Below are 18714 nucleotides of genomic sequence, written 5' to 3'. Positions count from 1 at the left end.
TACCTGCCGGGTACAGACATGCCGGACGAGACACGCACAAGCCGGTGCCGAGGCCCCACGGAGCCACCCCGAGATGAAGCGCCGGGCGCTCCTGCGCACAATGGGCGCGTGCCCCTCACGACAGAGCCGCAGCAACGACGCCGCAGCGACAGCTCCCCGTACGTCGACCTGACGCGCGAGCAGTGGAGCGCGCTCCGCGAGAAGACCCCGCTGCCGCTGACCGCCGACGAGGTCGAGAAGCTGCGCGGCCTGGGCGACGTCATCGACCTCGACGAGGTCCGCGACGTCTACCTCCCGCTGTCCCGGCTCCTCAATCTCTACGTCGGCGCCAGCAGCAATCTGCGCGGCGCCCTGAACACGTTCCTCGGCGACGCCGGCGGCGGCCACGGCGCGCAGCCCGGCACCCCGTTCGTCATAGGGGTCGCGGGCAGTGTCGCGGTCGGCAAGTCGACCACCGCCCGACTGCTGCAGGCGCTGCTTGCGCGCTGGCCCGAGCACCCCCGCGTGGAGCTGGTGACCACCGACGGGTTCCTGTTCCCCAACGCCGAGCTGCACCGGCGCGGCCTGATGTCCCGCAAGGGCTTCCCGGAGTCCTACGACCGCCGGGCACTGACCCGCTTCGTGGCCGATGTGAAGTCCGGCAAGGCGGAGGTCACGGCGCCGGTCTACTCGCACCTCATCTACGACATCGTGCCGGGCGAGCGGCTGACCGTGCACCGCCCGGACATCCTCATCGTCGAGGGCCTGAACGTCCTCCAGCCGGCGCTGCCCGGCAAGGACGGCCGGACCCGGCTGGGGCTGGCCGACTTCTTCGACTTCTCCGTCTACGTCGACGCGCGCACCGAGGACATCGAGGGCTGGTACCTCGGCCGGTTCCGCAAGCTGCGCGAGACCGCCTTCCAGAACCCGTTCTCGTACTTCCGCAAGTACACCCAGGTCTCCGAGGACGAGGCACTGGACTACGCCCGGATGATGTGGCGCACCGTCAACAAGCCCAATCTGCAGCAGAATGTCTCCCCGACCCGGGGCCGGGCCAACCTGGTGCTGCGCAAGGGCCCCGACCACAAGGTGCAGCGGCTGTCACTGCGCAAGCTCTGACCCCGGAGCCACGACCGCTGAGCCACGACCCCTGGGAGCCGCGCCGTGCTGCACCTGCGTCTGATCGTCCCGGTGGACAGCACGCCGGACGTACTACGGCTGCTGGAGGACACCGTCGGCACCGCCCACCTCGTGGTGCTGACCGGCGCCGCCCGCGATCCGCAGGGCGATGTGGTGCTGTGCGACGTGGCGCGCGAGGCCGGGGACCGGCTGCTGGCCGAGCTGCGGGCGCTGGGACTGGACCGGACGGGCTCGATCGCCGTCGACCACATCGATCTGTCGCTGTCCCGGCGGGCCGAGCACGCGGAGGACGCCGCGCCCGGCGAGGGCGTCGACGCCGTGCTGTGGGAGTCGCTGACCGACGTCACCCACGAGGAGTCCACCCTCTCCGTCACCTACCTGGCCTTCCTCACCCTCGCCACGATGATCGCGGCCTGCGGCGTGGTCCTGGACAACGCGATCCTGATCGTCGGCGCGATGGCCGTCGGACCGGAGTTCGGCCCGGTGGCCGGCATCTGCACGTCGCTGGTGCGGCGCGCGCCCCGGCTGGCCTGGCGCTCCCTGGTGGCGCTGGTCGTCGGCTTCGCGGTGGCGATGGCGCTGACGGTCGTGTTCGCCCTCTTCATGGACGCGGTGGGGCTCTTCGGGGCCGACGCCCTGGCGGCGGCCCGGCCGAACACGAACTTCATCTACCGGCCCGACTGGTTCTCGTTCGTCGTCGCCGTGCTGGCGGGTGTCGCGGGTGTGCTCTCGCTGACGTCCGCGAAGTCCGGCGCGCTGGTCGGCGTGGCGATCTCGGTGACCACCGTCCCGGCCGCCGCCAACGCCGCGGTCGCCCTCAGCTACGGCCAGTACGGCCAGGCCCGCGGCTCATCGGAGCAACTGCTGCTCAACCTCGCGGGGATCGTGCTGGCGGGGGTGACGACCCTGCTGGCACAGAAGGCGTTCTGGGCGGGGCAGCGGCGGCGGCCGGGCCGCACGGCCACCGCCGGGGCGGCCGGCGGGACCGGCGGTTCACCGGGGGACGGCGCTCCCTAGGCGGCGCCGTCGGCCCGCCCTAGGAAGCCCGCCACCCCTTCGGCCGCAGCACCCCGATCAGCATCAGCAGCAGCTCATCGACGATCTCGTCCAGGGAGGCGTCGATGGCACCCGCGGTCCAGTCGTGCAGCAGCCCGTTGACCGCGCCGATGAAGGCCGTCGCGGCCACCCGGTAGTCGCGCTCCGCCGCTTCGCCCCGGACGGCGGCCCGCTTCAGCTCGTGCAGCATCACCTCGGCCCACCGCCCGCGGCGCGCCAGCCGCTGCGCTTCGAGCTGCGGGCTGACGCCGACCACCTCGACGAAGGCGATCCTGATCCGCCGCGGGTCGCAGGTCGCGCAGCTCGCGTACGCACGGAACGCGGCGGCGGCGCGCTCCTCGACGCCGCCCTCCGGCATCGTCGCGAGCGCGCTCATCGCGGCCTCCTCCGCCCACTTGTTGATGAGGGTGTGGAGTGCGGCGAGTACCTCTTCGAGGTTGCTGAACTCCTCGTAGAACTGCCGGGTGGACAGGCCCGCTTCCTCGCACAGCGCGCTCACCGAGGTGGCGCGGTATCCGGGGCCGCCGCCGAAAAGGTGCAGTCCCGCGTCGAGCAACCGCTGCCGGCGCTCCGCGCGTCGTTCACCAGCGGTTCTGCCGCCGTACCTACCGGTGGGCTGCTTCGCTCCGGCCGCCACCGGACCTCCCTGGGTCGTCGTCCGGCGATTCTCCCCCTGCACGAGTCTTGTCACCGGCCAGGGGCCGCCTTACCGTCAGGTAACACAGTCTGAACATGAACCTTTTCGCACTTCGTCCATGGCGAGGCAGGTTTTATGGCAGTCGCAACTCCCGGAGCAGGAATGGCAGTTGGTCCCCTCAGGGCAGATGGGTCCGGTGCGGGACCGCGACCGCTGCCGTGAGAAGCACGGCATGACCTGAGCGTCACGGCCTCCGTACGGCCGTGATCGCGGTGCCCCGGGGACCCGTCCACACGGCCGCGGGACCTCCGCTCGCCCGCCCTCACCCGCCACACCTTCACCCCCCACTCACCCGCACCCTTCACGCACGTGCGCACGCGCACTCCGGCACGCGCCCGGCCCCTCCCGGCCTGCCCTGCCGCGCGCAACTCCCCCACCAGGCCCCGGCGCGCTCCGTCATGCCCGGAACCGGCCTGCCCACCCTCTGGAGGAATCTTGAAGGCTCCCCTCGTGCGCCGCCCCCGCCGCTCCCACCGCCCGGTGCGGCACTGGATCGCCGCGACCGGCACCGCGCTGTGTCTGGGCGCGGCCACCCTCACCACCGCGACGGCCGCCCAGGCCGCCCCGGTGCCGGCACCGGCACCGGCACCGGCACCGGCCAAAGCGGAGGCCCCGGCGCAGGCGCCCCCGGCCACCACGACCACGGCCACCACCACCTCCAAGAGCAGCGCCCACGCCACCGCCGACGGCCGCTATCCGGTGGGCGGCCTCGGCACCGCCGTACACAACTTCTTCTTCAGCCCGGACGCCGTGGCCGGCGCCAACGACTGGACCTGCAAGCCGAGTTCGGCCCATCCCTACCCCGTCGTGCTCTCCCACGGCACGTTCGCCAACGCGGGCGACAACTGGGTGGCGCTGGCCCCGACGCTCGCCAACCAGGGCTACTGCGTCTACGCCTTCAACTTCGGCATGAACCACCTGTCGCTGGGCCGCGTCGGCGGCCTCGACGACAACGTCCGGTCCGCCGCCACCCTGAGCGCCTTCGTGGACAAGGTGCTCGCCTCCACCGGCGCCCGGAAGGTCGACATCGTCGGCCACTCGCTCGGCGGGATGCTGCCGAACTACTACCTCAAGCGGCTGGGCGGCGCCGACAAGGTACGCACCCTGGTGGGGATGGGCCCCAGCAACCACGGCACCACCCTCTCCGGACTCGTGGGCCTCGGCCGGAAGTTGAACGCGCTCGGGTTCGTCAACGGCCTCTTCGACCACGCCGGGCTCACCAGCCTCAAGCAGCAGGAAACCGGCTCGGACTTCCAGACGGACCTGTGGAAGGACGGCGACACGGTGCCCGGCGTGCGCTACGTCGTGATCGCCACCGAGCACGACCAGGTCGTCACCCCGTACGCCAACGCCTTCCTGCACGGCGACCAGGTCACCAACATCCGCCTCCAGGACCAGTGCCCCAAGGACAACGTCGGGCACATCGGCCTCTTCCTCGACAGCCCGACCCTGCAGAACATCGAGAACGCGCTGGGCCCCAACACCCCTGGCTTCACGCCGACCTGCAGCGGCTACGGCCCCTCCTTCTGACCACGGCCGCACAGCACAGCGGGCCCGCACCCCTCGGACGAGGGAGGCGGGCCCGCTGCGGTGATTCCACCGGGCGGGAGCGGGAAGCCCCTATCCCAGCGCCGACTTCACCGCATCCGCGAGCCGCTCCGCGACCGCCCGCGCCTGCTCGATGTCCGCGGCCTCGACCATCACCCGCACCAGCGGCTCGGTGCCGGACGGGCGCAGCAGCACCCGGCCGGTCGCGCCGAGCTCCCGCTCCGCCTCGCTGACCGCGGCGGTCAGCTCCGGCGAGGTCGCGACCCGCGACTTGTCGACGTCGGGGACGTTGATGAGGATCTGCGGCAGCCGCTCCATGACGCCCGCGAGATCCGCGAGGGTCCGGCCGGTCGCGGCGACCCGGGCCGCCAGCATCAGACCGGTCAGCGTGCCGTCACCGGTCGTGGCGTGGTCCAGCACGATGACGTGGCCGGACTGCTCGCCGCCCAGTGCGAAGCCGTTCGCCTTCATCTCTTCGAGGACGTACCGGTCGCCGACCGCGGTCGCGACGCACTCGATGCCCTCGCGCTCCATCGCCAGCATGAAGCCCAGGTTGGACATCACGGTGGCCACGACGGTGTTCTTGCGCAGCGCTCCGGACTCGCGCATGCCGAGCGCGAGGACGGCCAGGATCTGGTCGCCGTCGATCTCGTTGCCGTCGCGGTCCACGGCCAGGCAGCGGTCCGCGTCGCCGTCATGGGCCACGCCCAGGTCGGCGCCGTGCTCGACCACGGCCTCGCGCAGCAGCGTCAGGTGCGTGGAGCCGCAGCCGTCGTTGATGTTCAGGCCGTCGGGGTCGGTGCCGATCGTGACGATGTCGGCGCCGGCCCGCGCGAACGCCTCGGGCGAGACCCGCGCCGCCGCGCCGTGCGCACCATCGATGACGATCTTCAGACCGTCCAGGCGGTTGGGCAGCACGCCGACGAGGTGGGCGACGTAGTTGTCGAAGCCCTCGTCGTAGACGGTGACCCGGCCGACGCCGTCACCGGTCGGCCGCTGCCACGGCTCGCCGGTGCTGTGGCCGTGGTAGGTCTTCTCGATCCGGTCCTCCAGCTCGTCGGCGAGCTTGTGGCCGCCCCGGGCGAAGAACTTGATGCCGTTGTCGGGCATCGGGTTGTGGCTGGCGGAGAGCATCACGCCGAGGTCCGCACCGAGCGAGCCGGTCAGATACGCGACCGCCGGGGTCGGGAGAACCCCCACCCGCAGTACGTCCACACCGGCGCTCGCCAGGCCCGCGACGACCGCGGCCTCCAGGAACTCCCCGGACGCGCGTGGATCGCGGCCGACCACGGCCACCGGCCGGTGCCCCTCGAAAGTGCCTGCCTCGGCGAGCACATGCGCCGCAGCGACCGACAGACCGAGCGCCAGCTCCGCCGTCAGATCCGCATTGGCGACACCGCGCACCCCGTCCGTGCCGAAGAGTCGTCCCACTGGTGTCCTCCGAGTATCTGAGCTTGGACCAGAGCCTTAAGTCCAGGTATACGCCCCTGGTCCCGGATAGCCGAACGCCCCGGCAGCACGGAAAGTGCCACCGGGGCGTTCGCCAAGAGCTGCATGTCGCAGCAGGCGTGATTAGCGCTTGCTGTACTGCGGCGCCTTGCGGGCCTTCTTGAGACCGGCCTTCTTGCGCTCGACCGCACGGTCGTCACGCTTGAGGAAGCCGGACTTCTTCAGGGCGGCGCGGTTGTTGTCCACGTCGGCCTCGTTCAGCGCACGGGCGACGCCCAGACGCAGCGCACCGGCCTGGCCGGAGATGCCGCCACCGGAGATGCGGGCGACGACGTCGTAGCGGTTGTCCAGCTCGAGCACCTTGAAGGGCTCGTTGACTTCCTGCTGGTGCACCTTGTTGGGGAAGTAGCCCTCAAGGGTGCGACCGTTGATCTTCCACTGACCGGTGCCCGGAACGATCCGGACGCGGGCGATGGCGTTCTTGCGACGGCCCAGGCCGGCAGCCGGCTGCGGGTCGCCGAAGCGGGAGGCGAGGGACTCGGAGGTGTACTCACCCTCCAGCGGCGCCTCGGACTCGGTGGTGTACTCCTCGACGGCCGCCTCTTCTTCGATGGCGGGGGTCTCGGGGGTGGTCTCGGCCACGATGCTCCTCAGATTCTGTTCGTCTTAGGGGGTGGCCGGACTTACTGCGCGACCTGGGTGATCTCGAACGGGACCGGCTGCTGCGCAGCGTGCGGGTGCTCGGCGCCCGCGTAGACCTTCAGCTTCGAGAGCATCTGACGGCCGAGGGTGTTCTTGGGGATCATGCCCTTGATGGCCTTCTCGACGGCCTTCTCGGGGTTCTTGTCGAGCAGCTCGTCGTAGCGGACGGAGCGCAGACCACCCGGGAAACCGGAGTGGCGGTAGGCCATCTTCTGGCTCCGCTTGTTGCCGGACAGGTGCACCTTGTCGGCGTTGACGATGATGACGAAGTCACCCATGTCAACGTGCGGCGCGTACACCGGCTTGTGCTTGCCCCTCAGGAGGGACGCGGCCTGGGTGGCCAGACGGCCCAGGACAACGTCCTGCGCGTCAATGATGTGCCACTGGCGCTGGACATCGCCGGGCTTGGGGCTGAACGTACGCACGGTCGTAGCCTTCGCTTCTTCGGAGGTGGGGTTTCCCCGGGTCCGTGAGAACCATGGGGAAGGGTCCTGTACTGGTCACCACAGCTGATGACATCGGCTGTGACAGCGCTACGGGTGACGCAACCCGATCGTCTGTCGCCGGTCATCGGCCCGGTGGACCGCGTAAGGGCCCCCTCACGTGAGATAGAGCAAGCCAATACGCATAACGAAATCGCAGAATACCGGGCTGCACCCGGCCGGGTCAAAACGCACCCCGAACCGGTGTACGGTCCCGCCCCGGCTCCACCGCCGTCACCGGCAGGAGCACCCGCCGTACGGGGCAGGTCCCGGGCCACCGCGGGCGGCAGCCACGACGCCCGCGCGCCCCGCAACCCACCGTACGCGGCACCGCGCCGGCCACCGGGCACGGCCGGGCCGGGGCGGCCGTACGGCGGCCCCGGCAGCACCGGACGCGAGAGCACCCGCCCGCTACCGCTTCCGCTCGACGCGGCGCTCGTCCCACACCGGCTCCGGCGTCTCGCGGACCCGCCCGTCCTGCCCGAAGACCAGGTACCGGTCGAAGGAGCGCGCGAACCACCGGTCGTGCGTCACCGCCACCACCGTCCCGTCGTACCGCTCCAGCCCCTCCTGCAACGCCTCGGCGCTCTCCAGGTCCAGGTTGTCGGTCGGCTCGTCCAGGAACAGCGCCGTCGTCCCCGACAGCTCCAGCAGCAGGATCTGGAAGCGCGCCTGCTGACCGCCCGAGAGCTTCTCGAAACGCTGCTCGGCCTGCTTCTCCAGCTCGTAGCGGCGCAGCGCCGACATGGCCTGCCCCTTGTCCTTGGCGTGCTCCGTCCACAGGATGTCCAGCAGCGGGCGGCCCAGCAGCTCGGGGTGCGCATGCGTCTGCGCAAAATGGCCGGGAATCACCCGTGCGCCCAGCTTCCACATGCCCGTGTGCGACACGGGATTCTCGGTGTCGCCAGCCATCAGCCGCAGGAAGTGCGACTTGCCGGAGCCGTTGGAGCCGAGGACCGCCACCCGCTCGCCGTAGAAGATCTCCAGGTCGAACGGCTGCATCAGCCCGGTCAGCTCCAGGCCCTCGCAGGTGATCGCCCGCACCCCGGTCCGCCCGCCGTGCAGCCGCATCGTGATGTCCTGCTCACGCGGCGGCTCCGGCGGCGGCCCGGCCTCCTCGAACTTCCGCAGCCGGGTCTGCGCGGCGGCGTAGCGCGAGGCCAGCTCATGGCTGATGGAGGCCGCCTGCCGCAGCGACAGCACCAGCTTCTTGAGCTGGGCATGCTTCTCGTCCCAGCGCCGCCGCAGCTCCTCGAAGCGGGCGAACCGCTCCTTGCGCGCCTCGTGATACGTACCGAAACCGCCGCCGTGCACCCAGACGTCCGAGCCCGCCGGCCCCGGCTCGACGCTGACGATCTTCTCCGCGGACCGGGCGAGCAGCTCCCGGTCGTGCGAGACGAACAGCACCGTCTTACGGGTCTCCCGCAGCTGCTCCTCCAGCCAGCGCTTGCCCGGCACGTCCAGATAGTTGTCCGGCTCGTCCAGCAGCAGCACCTCGTCCGTGCCCCGCAGCAGCGACTCCAGCACCAGGCGCTTCTGCTCGCCCCCGGAGAGCGTGCGCACCTGCCGCCACTGCGCCTTCTCGTACGGCATCCCCAGCGCCGCCATCGTGCACATGTCCCAGACCGTCTCGGCCTCGTAGCCCTGCGCCTCCGACCAGTCACTGAGCGCCTGCGCGTACGCCATCTGCACGGACTCGTCCTCGGACGTCATCATCGCCAGCTCGGCGGCGTCCACGGCCGCGGCCGCCTGCCGGATCCGCGGCTGCGCGACGGAGACCAGCAGATCGCGCACCGTGCGCTCATCGCGTACCGACCCCACGAACTGCGGCATCACCCCCAGCCCGCCGCTGACCGTCACCGACCCGCCGTGCGGCTGCAGTTCACCCGCGATCAGCCGCAACAGCGTCGTCTTCCCGGCGCCGTTGGCCCCCACCAACGCGACCGAGGCCCCTTCACCCACCCGGAAGGACACATCCCCCAGCAGGGCCCTCCCGTCCGGCAGGTAGTACTCCACATGCCCGGCTTCCAGATGTCCCATGGGGTGGATTGTCACGGCCCACCGCGCATTCCACCAATCGGTTTAGGATGCGCGGCATGAGCTTTGGGCAAGGTGGGCCGTTCGACGGCCCCGGGGGGTCGACCCCTGACTGGGACGCGCTGGCCGAGGAGAGCGAGGCACGCGCCCGCCGCAAGCGCTGGATGCTGATCGGCGGCAGCGCACTCGCGGCGGTCGTGGTGGCCGGCATCGTCGCCGCCGCCGTCATGACCAGCGGCAGTGACACACCGCAGAGCAAGGCGTCCGCGTCGCCCACGGCGCCCGACGCCCCCGAGGCCCCGGACGACAAGCCGTCGTTCCCGGACGTCTCGGTGCCGCCGCCGCCGAATCCGCAGGACTACATCACCGACCCCAAGAAGGACCGGGCCCCGCTCACCCCCGCGACCCTCTTCCCGCAGAAGACCATGGTCATCGGCGAGCACACCTACCCCCGTACGAACACCGCCGTCGCCAAGGACTGCACCGCCGCCGCCCAGGGCACCCTCGGTTCACTGCTGTCCCACAACGGCTGCAAGAAGCTGCTGCGCGCCACGTTCTCCAAGGGCGGCGTCTCCGTCACCGTCGGCGTCGCGCTCTTCGACTCCCCCGCCCAGGCGACCACCGTCAAGAACAAGCTGGGCACGGACGGCAATGTCACCCCGCTCCCCGGCGGCGGCGTCCCCTCGACCTTCTGCCAGGGCACCAAGTGCCGTACGACGGTCAACTCCGCCGGCCGCTACGCCTACTTCACGATCTCCGGCTACGACAACGGCAAGGCCGTCGTGACGTCCGAGACCAAGGCGCAGCAGATCGGCCGGGACGGCGGCTGGTACGGATACAACCGCATCATGCAGCGCGGCAAGGACCAGGCCGCGCAGGCCGCCAAGAAGCAGCTGGACGAGGCGCGCGCCAAGGCCGAGGCCCAGTCCTGACACCCGGCACCCGAAGCAGCCCCGGGGGCGCCGCCACCACAGGCGGCGCCCCCGGTCGTTCTCAGCAGCAGCCGGCGCCCGGCAGCGTGCGCTTGTTCCGCGCCTCCTGGTTGCGCGCCATCAGCAGCCCGTCGGCCGGATAGCCGACCTCCTCCAGCGTCAGCCCGTGCGGCCGCACCACATGCACCGCCGAGTCCCGCACGCCCGCGGCCAGCACCTTGCCCGGCCACTCCACCGGCCGGTGCCCGTCGCCCACGAACAGCAGCGCGCCCACCAGCGAGCGCACCATGTTGTGGCAGAAGGCGTCGGCCCGCACCGTGCCGGTCAGCACGCCCGCCGCGTCCCGCTCCCAGCTGAGCTGCTGGAGCGTACGGATCGTCGTCGCCCCCTCCCGCCGCTTGCAGTACGCCGCGAAATCGTGCTCCCCCAGCAGCGGCTGCGACGCGGCGTTCATCGCGTCGACGTCCAGCTCCCAGTCGTGCCACAGCACGTGCCCGCGCAGCAGCGGATCGACGCCACCGGGGTGATCGGTCACCCGGTACGCGTACCGCCGCCAGATGGCCGAGAATCGCGCGTTGAAGCCGTACGGGGCCTCCTCGGCCCGCCATACCCGCACGTCCTTCGGCAGCCGCCCGGCCAACCGGCGCAGCAGCCGCTCACCGTGCTCGGCCCACACCGCCTCCGGCAGGTCGACATGCGCCACCTGACCGCGCGCGTGCACCCCCGCGTCGGTCCGCCCGGCGACGGTCAGCTCGAACGTCTCGTCCGACCGGGTCACCGTCCGCAGCGCCGTCTCCACCTCACCCTGGACGGTGCGCCGTTCGCGCTGCTTCGCCCAGCCGGAGAAGTCCTTGCCGTCGTAGGACACCGCCAGCCGCACCCGGACACAGCCCTCGTCCGGGAGATTGCCCCCGGGGCCCCGCCCGGACTCCACCTCATCGCTCACCCGTAGATCCTCTCAGCGCAGACACCGGCACGGACGCCGGTGGGGACATCAGTGGCGGACAAACGGAACGGGCCCGCTCCCCGAAGGGAACGGACCCGTCCGCAGACTCAGCGGCCTCAGGCGTCCTTGGACTCCTCGGCCGGCGCCTCGGCGGACGTGGCCTCGGCGGCCTCGTCCTTCTTCAGCGCGTCTTCCTTGACCGCACGCTTGGTGGCGGCCTCGGCCTCACCGGTGGCCTGCTGGGCCACGGTCAGCGCCTCCACCAGCTCGATGACAGCCATGGGAGCGTTGTCGCCACGACGGTTACCGATCTTGGTGATACGGGTGTAGCCACCCGGGCGGTTCTCGAACCGCGGACCGACCTCGGTGAAGAGCGTGTGGACGACGCTCTTGTCGGAGATCAGCTGCATGACCTGACGGCGGTTGTGAAGGTCGCCCTTCTTCGCCTTGGTCACCAGACGCTCCGCGTACGGGCGCAGACGACGGGCCTTGGCCTCGGTCGTGGTGATACGACCGTGCTCGAAGAGAGCGGTGGCCAGGTTCCGCAGCATGAGACGCTCGTGCGCGGCGCTGCCGCCCAGACGGGCACCCTTGGCGGGCTTCGGCATGGTGTTTCTCCTTCATTGCTGCACCGGCCGTATCAGGTACCGGTGTCAGTTCCCACGAGGCGGCCGCCCCGCGGAAGATTTCATGCGACCGGGGCCCGGATGACGCTCCGGGCCCCGGCCGTACACGCTCAGTACTGCTCGGTCTCCACGAAACCGGCGTCCGCGTCGTCGTCGGCGCCGAAGGCGTCGGCGGCGGCGGTCGGGTCGAATCCGGGCGGGCTGTCCTTGAGCGCAAGGCCCATGCCGGCCAGCTTCGCCTTGACCTCGTCGATCGACTTCGCACCGAAGTTGCGGATGTCGAGCAGGTCCGCCTCGGAGCGGGCCACCAGCTCGCCCACCGAGTGGATGCCCTCGCGCTTGAGGCAGTTGTACGAACGGACCGTGAGCTCGAGCTCCTCGATCGGCAGCGCCAGATCGGCGGCGAGCGCGGCGTCCGTCGGGGACGGGCCCATGTCGATGCCCTCGGCGTCGATGTTGAGCTCGCGCGCCAGACCGAACAGCTCGACCAGGGTCTTACCGGCCGACGCCATGGCGTCACGCGGACGCATGGCCTGCTTGGTCTCGACGTCGACGATCAGCTTGTCGAAGTCGGTGCGCTGCTCGACACGGGTCGCCTCGACCTTGTACGTGACCTTGAGCACCGGCGAGTAGATGGAGTCGACCGGGATACGGCCGATCTCCTGGCCCACCTGCTTGTTCTGCACGGCGGAGACGTAGCCGCGACCGCGCTCGACGGTCAGCTCCATCTCCAGCTTGCCCTTGCCGTTGAGCGTGGCGAGGACCAGGTCGGGGTTGTGCACCTCGACACCGGCCGGGGGCGCGATGTCAGCAGCGGTGACCAGGCCGGGACCCTGCTTGCGCAGGTACATCACGACCGGCTCGTCGTGCTCCGAGGAGACGACCAGCTGCTTGATGTTGAGGATGAGGTCGGTGACGTCCTCCTTGACGCCCGGCACGGTGGTGAACTCGTGCAGGACACCGTCGATGCGGATGGACGTGACCGCCGCACCCGGGATCGAGGAGAGGAGCGTACGACGCAGGGAGTTGCCGAGGGTGTAGCCGAAGCCCGGCTCCAGCGGCTCGATCACGAACCGGGAGCGGTATTCGTCGACGACCTCTTCGGTCAACGAGGGACGCTGAGCAATCAGCATGGTGTTCGATCCTTCAGTCGTGGACGCCCGCTATTTGACGCCCGCTGTACTTCAAAGGGTACGGGCGGTACGGCGCCGATGGCTCCGTACCGCCCAGACCATTGCGCTACTACTTCGAGTAGAGCTCAACGATCAGCTGCTCCTGCACCTGGGTGTCGATCACCTGGCGCTCGGGCATGCTGTGCACGAGAACCCGCAGGTTCGACGGGATCGCTTCCAGCCAGGCCGGAACCGTCCTGTCGCCGGCCTCGGCCTGCGCCACCGCGAACGGTGTCAGGTTCCGAGAGCCCTCGCGGACCTCGATGATGTCGTTCGCAGCCACACGCGCCGACGGAATGTCGGTCTTGTGGCCGTTCACGTTGATGTGTCCGTGTCGGACCAGCTGACGAGCGTGGTCGCGGGACTTGGCGAAGCCGGCCCGGTAGACCACGTTGTCCAGTCGTGTCTCAAGGATGCGCAGAAGGTTCTCACCGGTCTTGCCGGTCTTCTGGTTCGCTTCCTTGTAGTAGTTCACGAACTGCTTCTCAAGGACACCGTAAATACGGCTGCACTTCTGCTTCTCACGAAGCTGGAGCAGGTACTCGCTGTCCTTGGTGCGCCCGCGTCCGTGCTCACCCGGGGGGTAAGGACGAATCTCGATCGGGCACTTTGCGCTCTCACACTTGCTGCCCTTGAGGAACAGCTTCTGCTTCTCCCGACGGCAACGCTTGCAGTCGGCCCCGGTGTATCGCGCCATATGTTGTTGTCTCCTACTTCAGCTGGTCAGACGCGGCGACGCTTGGGCGGCCGGCATCCGTTGTGCGGAGTGGGGGTGACGTCCTGGATCGAACCCACCTCGAGGCCGGTGGCCTGGAGGGAGCGGATCGCGGTCTCACGGCCGGAGCCGGGACCCTTGACGAAGACGTCAACCTTGCGCATGCCGTGCTCCTGCGCGCGGCGGGCGGCCGACTCGGCGGCCATCTGCGCGGCGAAGGGGGTGGACTTGCGCGAGCCCTTGAAGCCGACGTGGCCGGCAGAGGCCCAGGAGATCACGTTGCCGGTGGGGTCGGTGATCGAAACGATGGTGTTGTTGAACGTGCTCTTGATGTGAGCGTGCCCGTGGGCAACGTTCTTCTTCTCCTTGCGGCGCACCTTCTTGGCGCCGGCCGTACGGCCCTTCGGAGGCATTCATTACTCCCGTGGAGGTGGTCGGTCCTACTACTCGGACCGCGATGGCCTGCGGTGATCTGGGGTCGCCCCTCGGAACACCGCAGTGCGTCCGGTAGGACTACTTCTTGCCCGGCTTCTTCTTGCCGGCGATCGCGCGACGCGGACCCTTGCGGGTACGAGCGTTGGTGCTGGTGCGCTGACCGTGCACCGGCAGGCCGCGACGGTGACGCAGACCCTGGTAGCAGCCGATCTCGACCTTGCGGCGGATGTCGGCCTGAATCTCGCGACGGAGGTCACCCTCGGTCTTGAGGTTGTTGTCCACGAACTCGCGGATCTTGATCAGGTCTTCCTCGGCCAGATCGCGGACCCGGGTGTTGGGGTCCACGCCGGTGGCAGCGAGGGTCTGCTGAGACAGCGTCCGCCCAATGCCGAAGACATAGGTGAGGGCGACCTCCACACGCTTTTCGCGCGGGAGATCAACGCCTGCGAGGCGTGCCATTGATGTGGCTCCTGATGGCTATTCGGAGGTCTTCCGCAGCACCGTTCCCGTAAAACTCTGAAGAATTACGAGCCGGGTCCCCGGCCTCCGAGCCGGGGGTGTCGTCCCCACGCGACAGATGCGGGGGTCGGGTGACTGCGTATATGTGTGCTTGCTTGCGTCGCGCGAAAAACTGCGAAATGCAGGTTGGTCGGCGTGCGTCAGCCCTGGCGCTGCTTGTGGCGCAGGTTGTCGCAGATGACCATGACCCGGCCGTGACGGCGGATCACCTTGCACTTGTCGCAGATCTTCTTGACGCTCGGCTTGACCTTCATGGGTGTGAGGTTCTCCGGGTCAGTGCCGACACCCCACGGGAGCGGGGCGGCGACAAGATCTACTTGTAGCGGTAGACGATCCGGCCACGCGTCAGGTCGTACGGAGAGAGCTCCACCACGACCCGGTCATCGGGCAGGATTCGGATGTAGTGCATCCGCATCTTGCCGCTGATGTGCGCGAGGACCTTGTGACCGTTCTGGAGCTCTACCTTGAACATTGCGTTCGGCAGAGACTCGATCACGGTGCCCTCGATCTCGATGGCACCTTGCTTCTTGGCCACGCTTCGCCTTTCGAATCGGCTACCTTGATCAGCTCTCCTGCGGCGCCCCGCTCGAAAGCAGGCACACGGATGCACGAGAGCCGACGCGTCAGTCTACTTCAGCGGTATCGAAAAGACGAATCCACGATTATTGCCCACTGAGGCTGATCCTTAAGCCAAGGGGTCGGGCGCGACCGTGATCCCCAGCTCCGCCAGCCTGGACTTTCCCCCGTCCGGCGCAGTCAGCACCAGGGGCCCTTCCTCGGTCAGCGCGATGGAGTGCTCCCAGTGCGAGGACCAGCTGCCGTCGTTCGTCTTGACCGTCCACTCGTCGTCCAGGACGTGCGTCTTCGCCGTGCCGAGATTGATCATCGGCTCGATGGCGAGGCACAGGCCGGGCACCAGCTTCGGGCCCCGGCCGCGCTTGCGGTCGACGTAATTCAGCACATGCGGGTCCATGTGCATCTGCGAGCCGATGCCGTGGCCGCCGTAATCCTCGACGATGCCGTACTTCCCGCTCGTCGGACGCGGCTGGCGGCGGATGTACCCCTCGACCGCCTTGGAGATGTCCACCAGACGGTTGCCCTTGCTGACGGCCGCCAGGCCCGCCCAGAGCGACTCCTCGGTGACGCGGTTCAGCTCGACGACCTCGGCGGAGTGGCCGGAGCCGACGAAGGCGGTGTACGCGGCGTCGCCGTGCCAGCCGTCGATGATCGCGCCGCAGTCGACGGAGATGATGTCGCCGTCCTGCAGCACCGTCTCGGCGTCGGGGATGCCGTGGACCACGACGTCGTTACGCGAGGTGCAGATGGTCGCGGGGAAGCCGCCGTACCCCAGGAAGTTCGATGTGGCGCCGTGCTCGGCGAGCACCTTGCGCGCGGCGTCGTCCAGGTCCTTGGTCGACGCGCCGGGCACCGCGACCTTCCGGGTCGCCGCGTGAATGGCGGCGACCACCAGCCCCGCCTCGCGCATCTTCGCGATCTGCTCCGGGGTCTTGATCTCGACCATGGGGGGCCTTCCGCCTTCAGTAGCTTCTGCTTGCCGTGCCCTGACAACAGTACGGCCGCGGCGCCCTCCGGGGCACCGCGGCCGTTCCGTATAACAGGTTGATCGCTATGCGTCGCGCTGCAGCGCCGCCATCGACCGCTGGGTGACCTCTTCGACCTTGCCCAGCGCCGGGATCGTCACGACGAGATCCTGGGCCTTGTAGTAGTCGATGATCGGCTCGGTCTCCGTGTGGTAGACCTCCAGCCGCTTGCGGACGGTCTCCTCGCGGTCGTCGTCACGCTGGTACAGCTCGCCGCCGCAGGCGTCGCAGACGCCCTCGCTCTTCGGCTTGTTGTACTCGGCGTGGAAGACGTGGCTGCTGTCGTTGCGGCAGATCCGGCGGCCGGCGATGCGCTTGACCACCTCGTCCTCGGGGACCTCGAGGTCCAGGACCGCGTCCAGCGTCAGGCCCTTGGCCTTGAGGTAGTCGTCCAGCGCCTGCGCCTGACCCAGGTTGCGCGGGAAGCCGTCCAGCAGGAAGCCGCCGCTCGCGTCGTCCTGGTTCATCCGGTCCTCGGCCATCCCGATGGTCACCGAGTCGGGTACCAGATTTCCGGCGTCCATGTAGGACTTCGCCTCGACACCCAGCGGGGTGCCTTTGCTGATGTTGGCGCGGAACAGGTCCCCCGTGGAGATGTGCGGGATCTGGAGGTTCTTGGCGAGGTACGCAGCCTGAGTACCCTTGCCGGCCCCCGGAGGTCCGACGAGGACGATTCGCATCAGCGGAGGAACCCTTCGTAGTTGCGCTGCTGGAGCTGGCTCTCGATCTGCTTCACGGTCTCCAGACCCACACCCACGATGATCAGGATGCTCGTCCCGCCGAACGGGAAGTTCTGGTTCGCGTTGAAAAGCACCAACGCCACTGTTGGTACGAGCGCGATCAGCCCCAGGTACAGCGAGCCCGGCCACGTGATCCGGTTGAGCACGTAGCTGAGGTACTCGGCCGTCGGGCGACCAGCCCGGATGCCCGGGATGAAGCCACCATACTTCTTCATGTTGTCGGCAACTTCTTCGGGGTTGAAGGAGATGGCGACGTAGAAAAACGCGAAGAAGACGATCAGCAGGAAGTACGTAACGATGTAAACCGGGTGATTTCCCTTGGTGAAGTTGGTGGCGATCCACGTCGCCCAAGCCGCCTTCGACCCGCTGAACTGTGCAACGAGGGCGGGAATGTAGAGCAGCGATGACGCGAAGATGACGGGAATCACACCCGCCTGGTTCACCTTGAGCGGGATGTAAGTGGACGTACCGCCATAGGAGCGGCGGCCGATCATCCGCTTCGCGTACTGCACCGGAATGCGCCGCTGGGCCTGCTCGACGAAGACCACCAGGGCCACCATCGCGAGCCCCACGGCAATGACCGCGAAGAACTCGATCCAGCCGTCGGCCAGCTTGCCGGTGAGCTTGATCTGCCACAGCGCGCCCGGGAAGCCGGCGGCGATCGAGATGAACATCAGGATCGACATGCCGTTGCCGATACCGCGGTCGGTCACCATCTCGCCGAGCCACATGACCACGGCCGTACCGGCGGTCATCGTGATGACCATCGTGATGGTGGTGAAGATCGAATCGCTGGGCACGATCTCGCTGGCGACCGGGCAGCTCTGGAAGAGCGCACCACTGCGGGCGGTGGCCACCAGGCCGGTGCCCTGCAGGATCGCGAGCGCCACGGTCAGATAGCGCGTGTACTGGGTGATTTTCGCCTGGCCGGTCTGCCCCTCTTTCTTGAGGGCCTCCAGACGGGGGATCACGACGGTCAGCAGCTGAAGGATGATGCTTGCCGTGATGTACGGCATGATCCCCAGCGCGAAGATCGTGATCTGGAGCAGCGCACCACCGCTGAACATGTTCACCAGGGCGAACAACCCGCTGTTACCGCCGGCCTGCTTCATGCAGGTCTCGACGTTCGCGTAGTTCACCCCGGGGACCGGGATATGCGCTCCGATCCTGTAGAGCACCACGATGCCCAATGTGAACAGCAGCTTCTTGCGCAGGTCGGGCGTCTTGAACGCTCGGGCGAACGCGGTGAGCACGGTGCCTCCTGCGCCTCCCGCCTCGAGTGCGAGAGGTGACGGTCTTGAGGATCGACGAATAGATAGCGGCCTTGATCCGCACAGGCACGCCCGCGCGGGTGGGGGGTCCGGAGTCAGACCCCGGAAACAACAGTGCACGCCACCTTACCGGCGACCGTACCCCCCTAGGAACGACCAACCGGGGATGCCCCAATCAATGGGCATCCCCGGTCAGTTGAACCAACGGACTCAGATGAGTTCGTTGACGGTGCCGCCGGCAGCGGCGATCTTCTCCTTGGCGGAGCCGGAAACGGCGTCAACCGTCACCTGCAGCGCCACGGAGACCTCGCCGGCGCCGAGCACCTTGACGAGCTCGTTCTTGCGCACCGCGCCCTTGGCGACCAGATCGGCCACCGTAACCTCGCCACCCTGCGGGTAGAGCTCGGCCAGCTTGTCCAGGTTCACGACCTGGAACTGCTTGTGGGCGGGGTTCTTGAAGCCCTTCAGCTTCGGGAGGCGCATGTGGAGGGGCATCTGCCCGCCCTCGAAGCGCTCCGGAACCTGGTAACGGGCCTTCGTGCCCTTGGTACCACGACCAGCGGTCTTACCCTTGGACGCCTCACCACGACCCACACGGGTCTTGGCGGTCTTGGCGCCCGGGGCGGGCCGGAGGTTGTGGACCTTCAGCGGGTTGTTCTCCGCCATG

At 68.8% G+C, this 18714-nt stretch carries 21 protein-coding genes; 4 read left to right on the top strand and 17 right to left on the bottom strand.

All coding sequences use genetic code 11. From position 1 onward, the window contains the following. The first annotated feature begins 108 nt into the window (after nucleotides 1–108). Together coaA and ACIRQ7_RS25295 are read left to right on the top strand one after the other, a co-directional pair. Nucleotides 109–1098, top strand: coding sequence for a type I pantothenate kinase (gene coaA, locus ACIRQ7_RS25300; RefSeq protein WP_401474545.1), 990 nt, complete (start codon nucleotides 109–111; stop codon nucleotides 1096–1098). Nucleotides 1099–1143: 45 nt separating this feature from the next. Further along, nucleotides 1144–2136, top strand: coding sequence for a DUF389 domain-containing protein (locus ACIRQ7_RS25295; RefSeq protein ID WP_404265007.1), 993 nt, complete (start codon nucleotides 1144–1146; stop codon nucleotides 2134–2136). A 19-nt stretch (nucleotides 2137–2155) separates the two neighbouring features. On the opposite strand, the gene ACIRQ7_RS25290 is transcribed toward ACIRQ7_RS25295, so the two are convergent. Beyond that, nucleotides 2156–2812, bottom strand: a complete 657-nt coding sequence (locus ACIRQ7_RS25290) for a TetR/AcrR family transcriptional regulator (protein ID WP_403673362.1) — start codon at nucleotides 2810–2812, stop codon at nucleotides 2156–2158. A gap of 495 nt (nucleotides 2813–3307) precedes the next feature. On the opposite strand from ACIRQ7_RS25290, the gene ACIRQ7_RS25285 reads away from it, so the two are divergent. Continuing rightward, the gene (locus ACIRQ7_RS25285; RefSeq protein ID WP_404265006.1) at nucleotides 3308–4402 is read left to right on the top strand and encodes an esterase/lipase family protein; all 1095 of its coding nucleotides are present in this window, start codon (nucleotides 3308–3310) and stop codon (nucleotides 4400–4402) included. 90 nt (nucleotides 4403–4492) lie between these two features. Here ACIRQ7_RS25285 and glmM read toward each other — a convergent pair whose 3' ends face one another. The 4 genes from glmM to ACIRQ7_RS25265 all read right to left on the bottom strand — a co-directional run bounded on the left by glmM (nucleotide 4493) and on the right by ACIRQ7_RS25265 (nucleotide 9093). Next, nucleotides 4493–5851 (bottom strand): phosphoglucosamine mutase, encoded by a 1359-nt coding sequence (glmM, locus tag ACIRQ7_RS25280; RefSeq protein WP_404265005.1) that lies wholly within the window; start codon nucleotides 5849–5851, stop codon nucleotides 4493–4495. A 141-nt stretch (nucleotides 5852–5992) separates the two neighbouring features. After that, nucleotides 5993–6511 (bottom strand): 30S ribosomal protein S9, encoded by a 519-nt coding sequence (gene rpsI, locus ACIRQ7_RS25275; protein ID WP_401474518.1) that lies wholly within the window; start codon nucleotides 6509–6511, stop codon nucleotides 5993–5995. 41 nt (nucleotides 6512–6552) lie between these two features. Next, nucleotides 6553–6996: a 50S ribosomal protein L13 gene (rplM, locus tag ACIRQ7_RS25270; protein WP_401474515.1), complete on the bottom strand. Its 444-nt coding sequence runs from the start codon at nucleotides 6994–6996 to the stop codon at nucleotides 6553–6555. 468 nt (nucleotides 6997–7464) lie between these two features. Beyond that, a complete protein-coding gene (locus ACIRQ7_RS25265; protein ID WP_404265004.1) occupies nucleotides 7465–9093 on the bottom strand; it encodes an ABC-F family ATP-binding cassette domain-containing protein in 1629 nt (542 codons plus the stop codon). A gap of 56 nt (nucleotides 9094–9149) precedes the next feature. Between ACIRQ7_RS25265 and ACIRQ7_RS25260 the strand changes: the two genes are divergently transcribed. After that, nucleotides 9150–10022: a hypothetical protein gene (locus ACIRQ7_RS25260; protein WP_404265003.1), complete on the top strand. Its 873-nt coding sequence runs from the start codon at nucleotides 9150–9152 to the stop codon at nucleotides 10020–10022. A 61-nt stretch (nucleotides 10023–10083) separates the two neighbouring features. On the opposite strand, the gene truA is transcribed toward ACIRQ7_RS25260, so the two are convergent. The 12 genes from truA to rplO all read right to left on the bottom strand — a co-directional run bounded on the left by truA (nucleotide 10084) and on the right by rplO (nucleotide 18713). Continuing rightward, nucleotides 10084–10968 carry a tRNA pseudouridine(38-40) synthase TruA gene (gene truA / locus ACIRQ7_RS25255; RefSeq protein ID WP_404265002.1) on the bottom strand — a complete coding sequence of 295 codons (885 nt, stop codon included), beginning with the start codon at nucleotides 10966–10968 and terminating at the stop codon, nucleotides 10084–10086. Between the two features lie 116 nt (nucleotides 10969–11084). Then, entirely contained in the window at nucleotides 11085–11576 is a 492-nt protein-coding gene (gene rplQ, locus ACIRQ7_RS25250) for a 50S ribosomal protein L17 (RefSeq protein WP_401474505.1), read from the bottom strand. A 128-nt stretch (nucleotides 11577–11704) separates the two neighbouring features. Further along, entirely contained in the window at nucleotides 11705–12727 is a 1023-nt protein-coding gene (locus ACIRQ7_RS25245) for a DNA-directed RNA polymerase subunit alpha (RefSeq protein ID WP_003956430.1), read from the bottom strand. Nucleotides 12728–12836: 109 nt separating this feature from the next. Further along, on the bottom strand, nucleotides 12837–13463 hold the full coding sequence (gene rpsD, locus ACIRQ7_RS25240) for a 30S ribosomal protein S4 (RefSeq protein ID WP_404265001.1): 627 nt from the start codon (nucleotides 13461–13463) through the stop codon (nucleotides 12837–12839). 26 nt (nucleotides 13464–13489) lie between these two features. Further along, nucleotides 13490–13894: a 30S ribosomal protein S11 gene (rpsK, locus tag ACIRQ7_RS25235; RefSeq protein ID WP_004571845.1), complete on the bottom strand. Its 405-nt coding sequence runs from the start codon at nucleotides 13892–13894 to the stop codon at nucleotides 13490–13492. 100 nt (nucleotides 13895–13994) lie between these two features. Continuing rightward, nucleotides 13995–14375 (bottom strand): 30S ribosomal protein S13, encoded by a 381-nt coding sequence (gene rpsM / locus ACIRQ7_RS25230; protein ID WP_129295752.1) that lies wholly within the window; start codon nucleotides 14373–14375, stop codon nucleotides 13995–13997. A 200-nt stretch (nucleotides 14376–14575) separates the two neighbouring features. Further along, on the bottom strand, nucleotides 14576–14689 hold the full coding sequence (rpmJ, locus tag ACIRQ7_RS25225) for a 50S ribosomal protein L36 (protein WP_003956441.1): 114 nt from the start codon (nucleotides 14687–14689) through the stop codon (nucleotides 14576–14578). A 59-nt stretch (nucleotides 14690–14748) separates the two neighbouring features. Beyond that, the gene (gene infA / locus ACIRQ7_RS25220; protein WP_003956442.1) at nucleotides 14749–14970 is read right to left on the bottom strand and encodes a translation initiation factor IF-1; all 222 of its coding nucleotides are present in this window, start codon (nucleotides 14968–14970) and stop codon (nucleotides 14749–14751) included. A 150-nt stretch (nucleotides 14971–15120) separates the two neighbouring features. Next, nucleotides 15121–15957, bottom strand: coding sequence for a type I methionyl aminopeptidase (gene map / locus ACIRQ7_RS25215; protein ID WP_404265000.1), 837 nt, complete (start codon nucleotides 15955–15957; stop codon nucleotides 15121–15123). A 105-nt stretch (nucleotides 15958–16062) separates the two neighbouring features. Next, the gene (locus tag ACIRQ7_RS25210) at nucleotides 16063–16716 is read right to left on the bottom strand and encodes an adenylate kinase (RefSeq protein WP_404264999.1); all 654 of its coding nucleotides are present in this window, start codon (nucleotides 16714–16716) and stop codon (nucleotides 16063–16065) included. Next, nucleotides 16716–18029: a preprotein translocase subunit SecY gene (secY, locus tag ACIRQ7_RS25205; protein ID WP_404264998.1), complete on the bottom strand. Its 1314-nt coding sequence runs from the start codon at nucleotides 18027–18029 to the stop codon at nucleotides 16716–16718. Before secY ends, ACIRQ7_RS25210 begins: the two co-directional genes overlap by 1 nt. Before the next feature lie 228 nt (nucleotides 18030–18257). Then, complete coding sequence (gene rplO / locus ACIRQ7_RS25200) at nucleotides 18258–18713, bottom strand: 50S ribosomal protein L15 (protein WP_401474488.1); 456 nt, start codon at nucleotides 18711–18713, stop codon at nucleotides 18258–18260. Between the last annotated feature and the right edge of the window lies 1 nt (nucleotide 18714).

Origin of the sequence: Streptomyces sp. NPDC101393 (assembly GCF_044767385.1) — a bacterium.
In the GTDB taxonomy this organism is placed as follows: domain Bacteria; phylum Actinomycetota; class Actinomycetes; order Streptomycetales; family Streptomycetaceae; genus Streptomyces.
This window is presented reverse-complemented; position numbering and strand designations above follow the sequence as displayed.

Coding starts and splice junctions, on each gene's coding strand:
- ACIRQ7_RS25265 (WP_404265004.1), bottom strand. CDS start 9,093: ATGGGACATCTGGAAGCCGGGCATGTGGAGTACTACCTGCCGGACGGG.
- ACIRQ7_RS25260 (WP_404265003.1), top strand. CDS start 9,150: ATGAGCTTTGGGCAAGGTGGGCCGTTCGACGGCCCCGGGGGGTCGACC.
- rplQ (WP_401474505.1), bottom strand. CDS start 11,576: ATGCCGAAGCCCGCCAAGGGTGCCCGTCTGGGCGGCAGCGCCGCGCAC.
- ACIRQ7_RS25245 (WP_003956430.1), bottom strand. CDS start 12,727: ATGCTGATTGCTCAGCGTCCCTCGTTGACCGAAGAGGTCGTCGACGAA.
- rpsD (WP_404265001.1), bottom strand. CDS start 13,463: ATGGCGCGATACACCGGGGCCGACTGCAAGCGTTGCCGTCGGGAGAAG.
- rpsK (WP_004571845.1), bottom strand. CDS start 13,894: ATGCCTCCGAAGGGCCGTACGGCCGGCGCCAAGAAGGTGCGCCGCAAG.
- rpsM (WP_129295752.1), bottom strand. CDS start 14,375: ATGGCACGCCTCGCAGGCGTTGATCTCCCGCGCGAAAAGCGTGTGGAG.
- rpmJ (WP_003956441.1), bottom strand. CDS start 14,689: ATGAAGGTCAAGCCGAGCGTCAAGAAGATCTGCGACAAGTGCAAGGTG.
- map (WP_404265000.1), bottom strand. CDS start 15,957: ATGGTCGAGATCAAGACCCCGGAGCAGATCGCGAAGATGCGCGAGGCG.
- ACIRQ7_RS25210 (WP_404264999.1), bottom strand. CDS start 16,716: ATGCGAATCGTCCTCGTCGGACCTCCGGGGGCCGGCAAGGGTACTCAG.
- rplO (WP_401474488.1), bottom strand. CDS start 18,713: ATGGCGGAGAACAACCCGCTGAAGGTCCACAACCTCCGGCCCGCCCCG.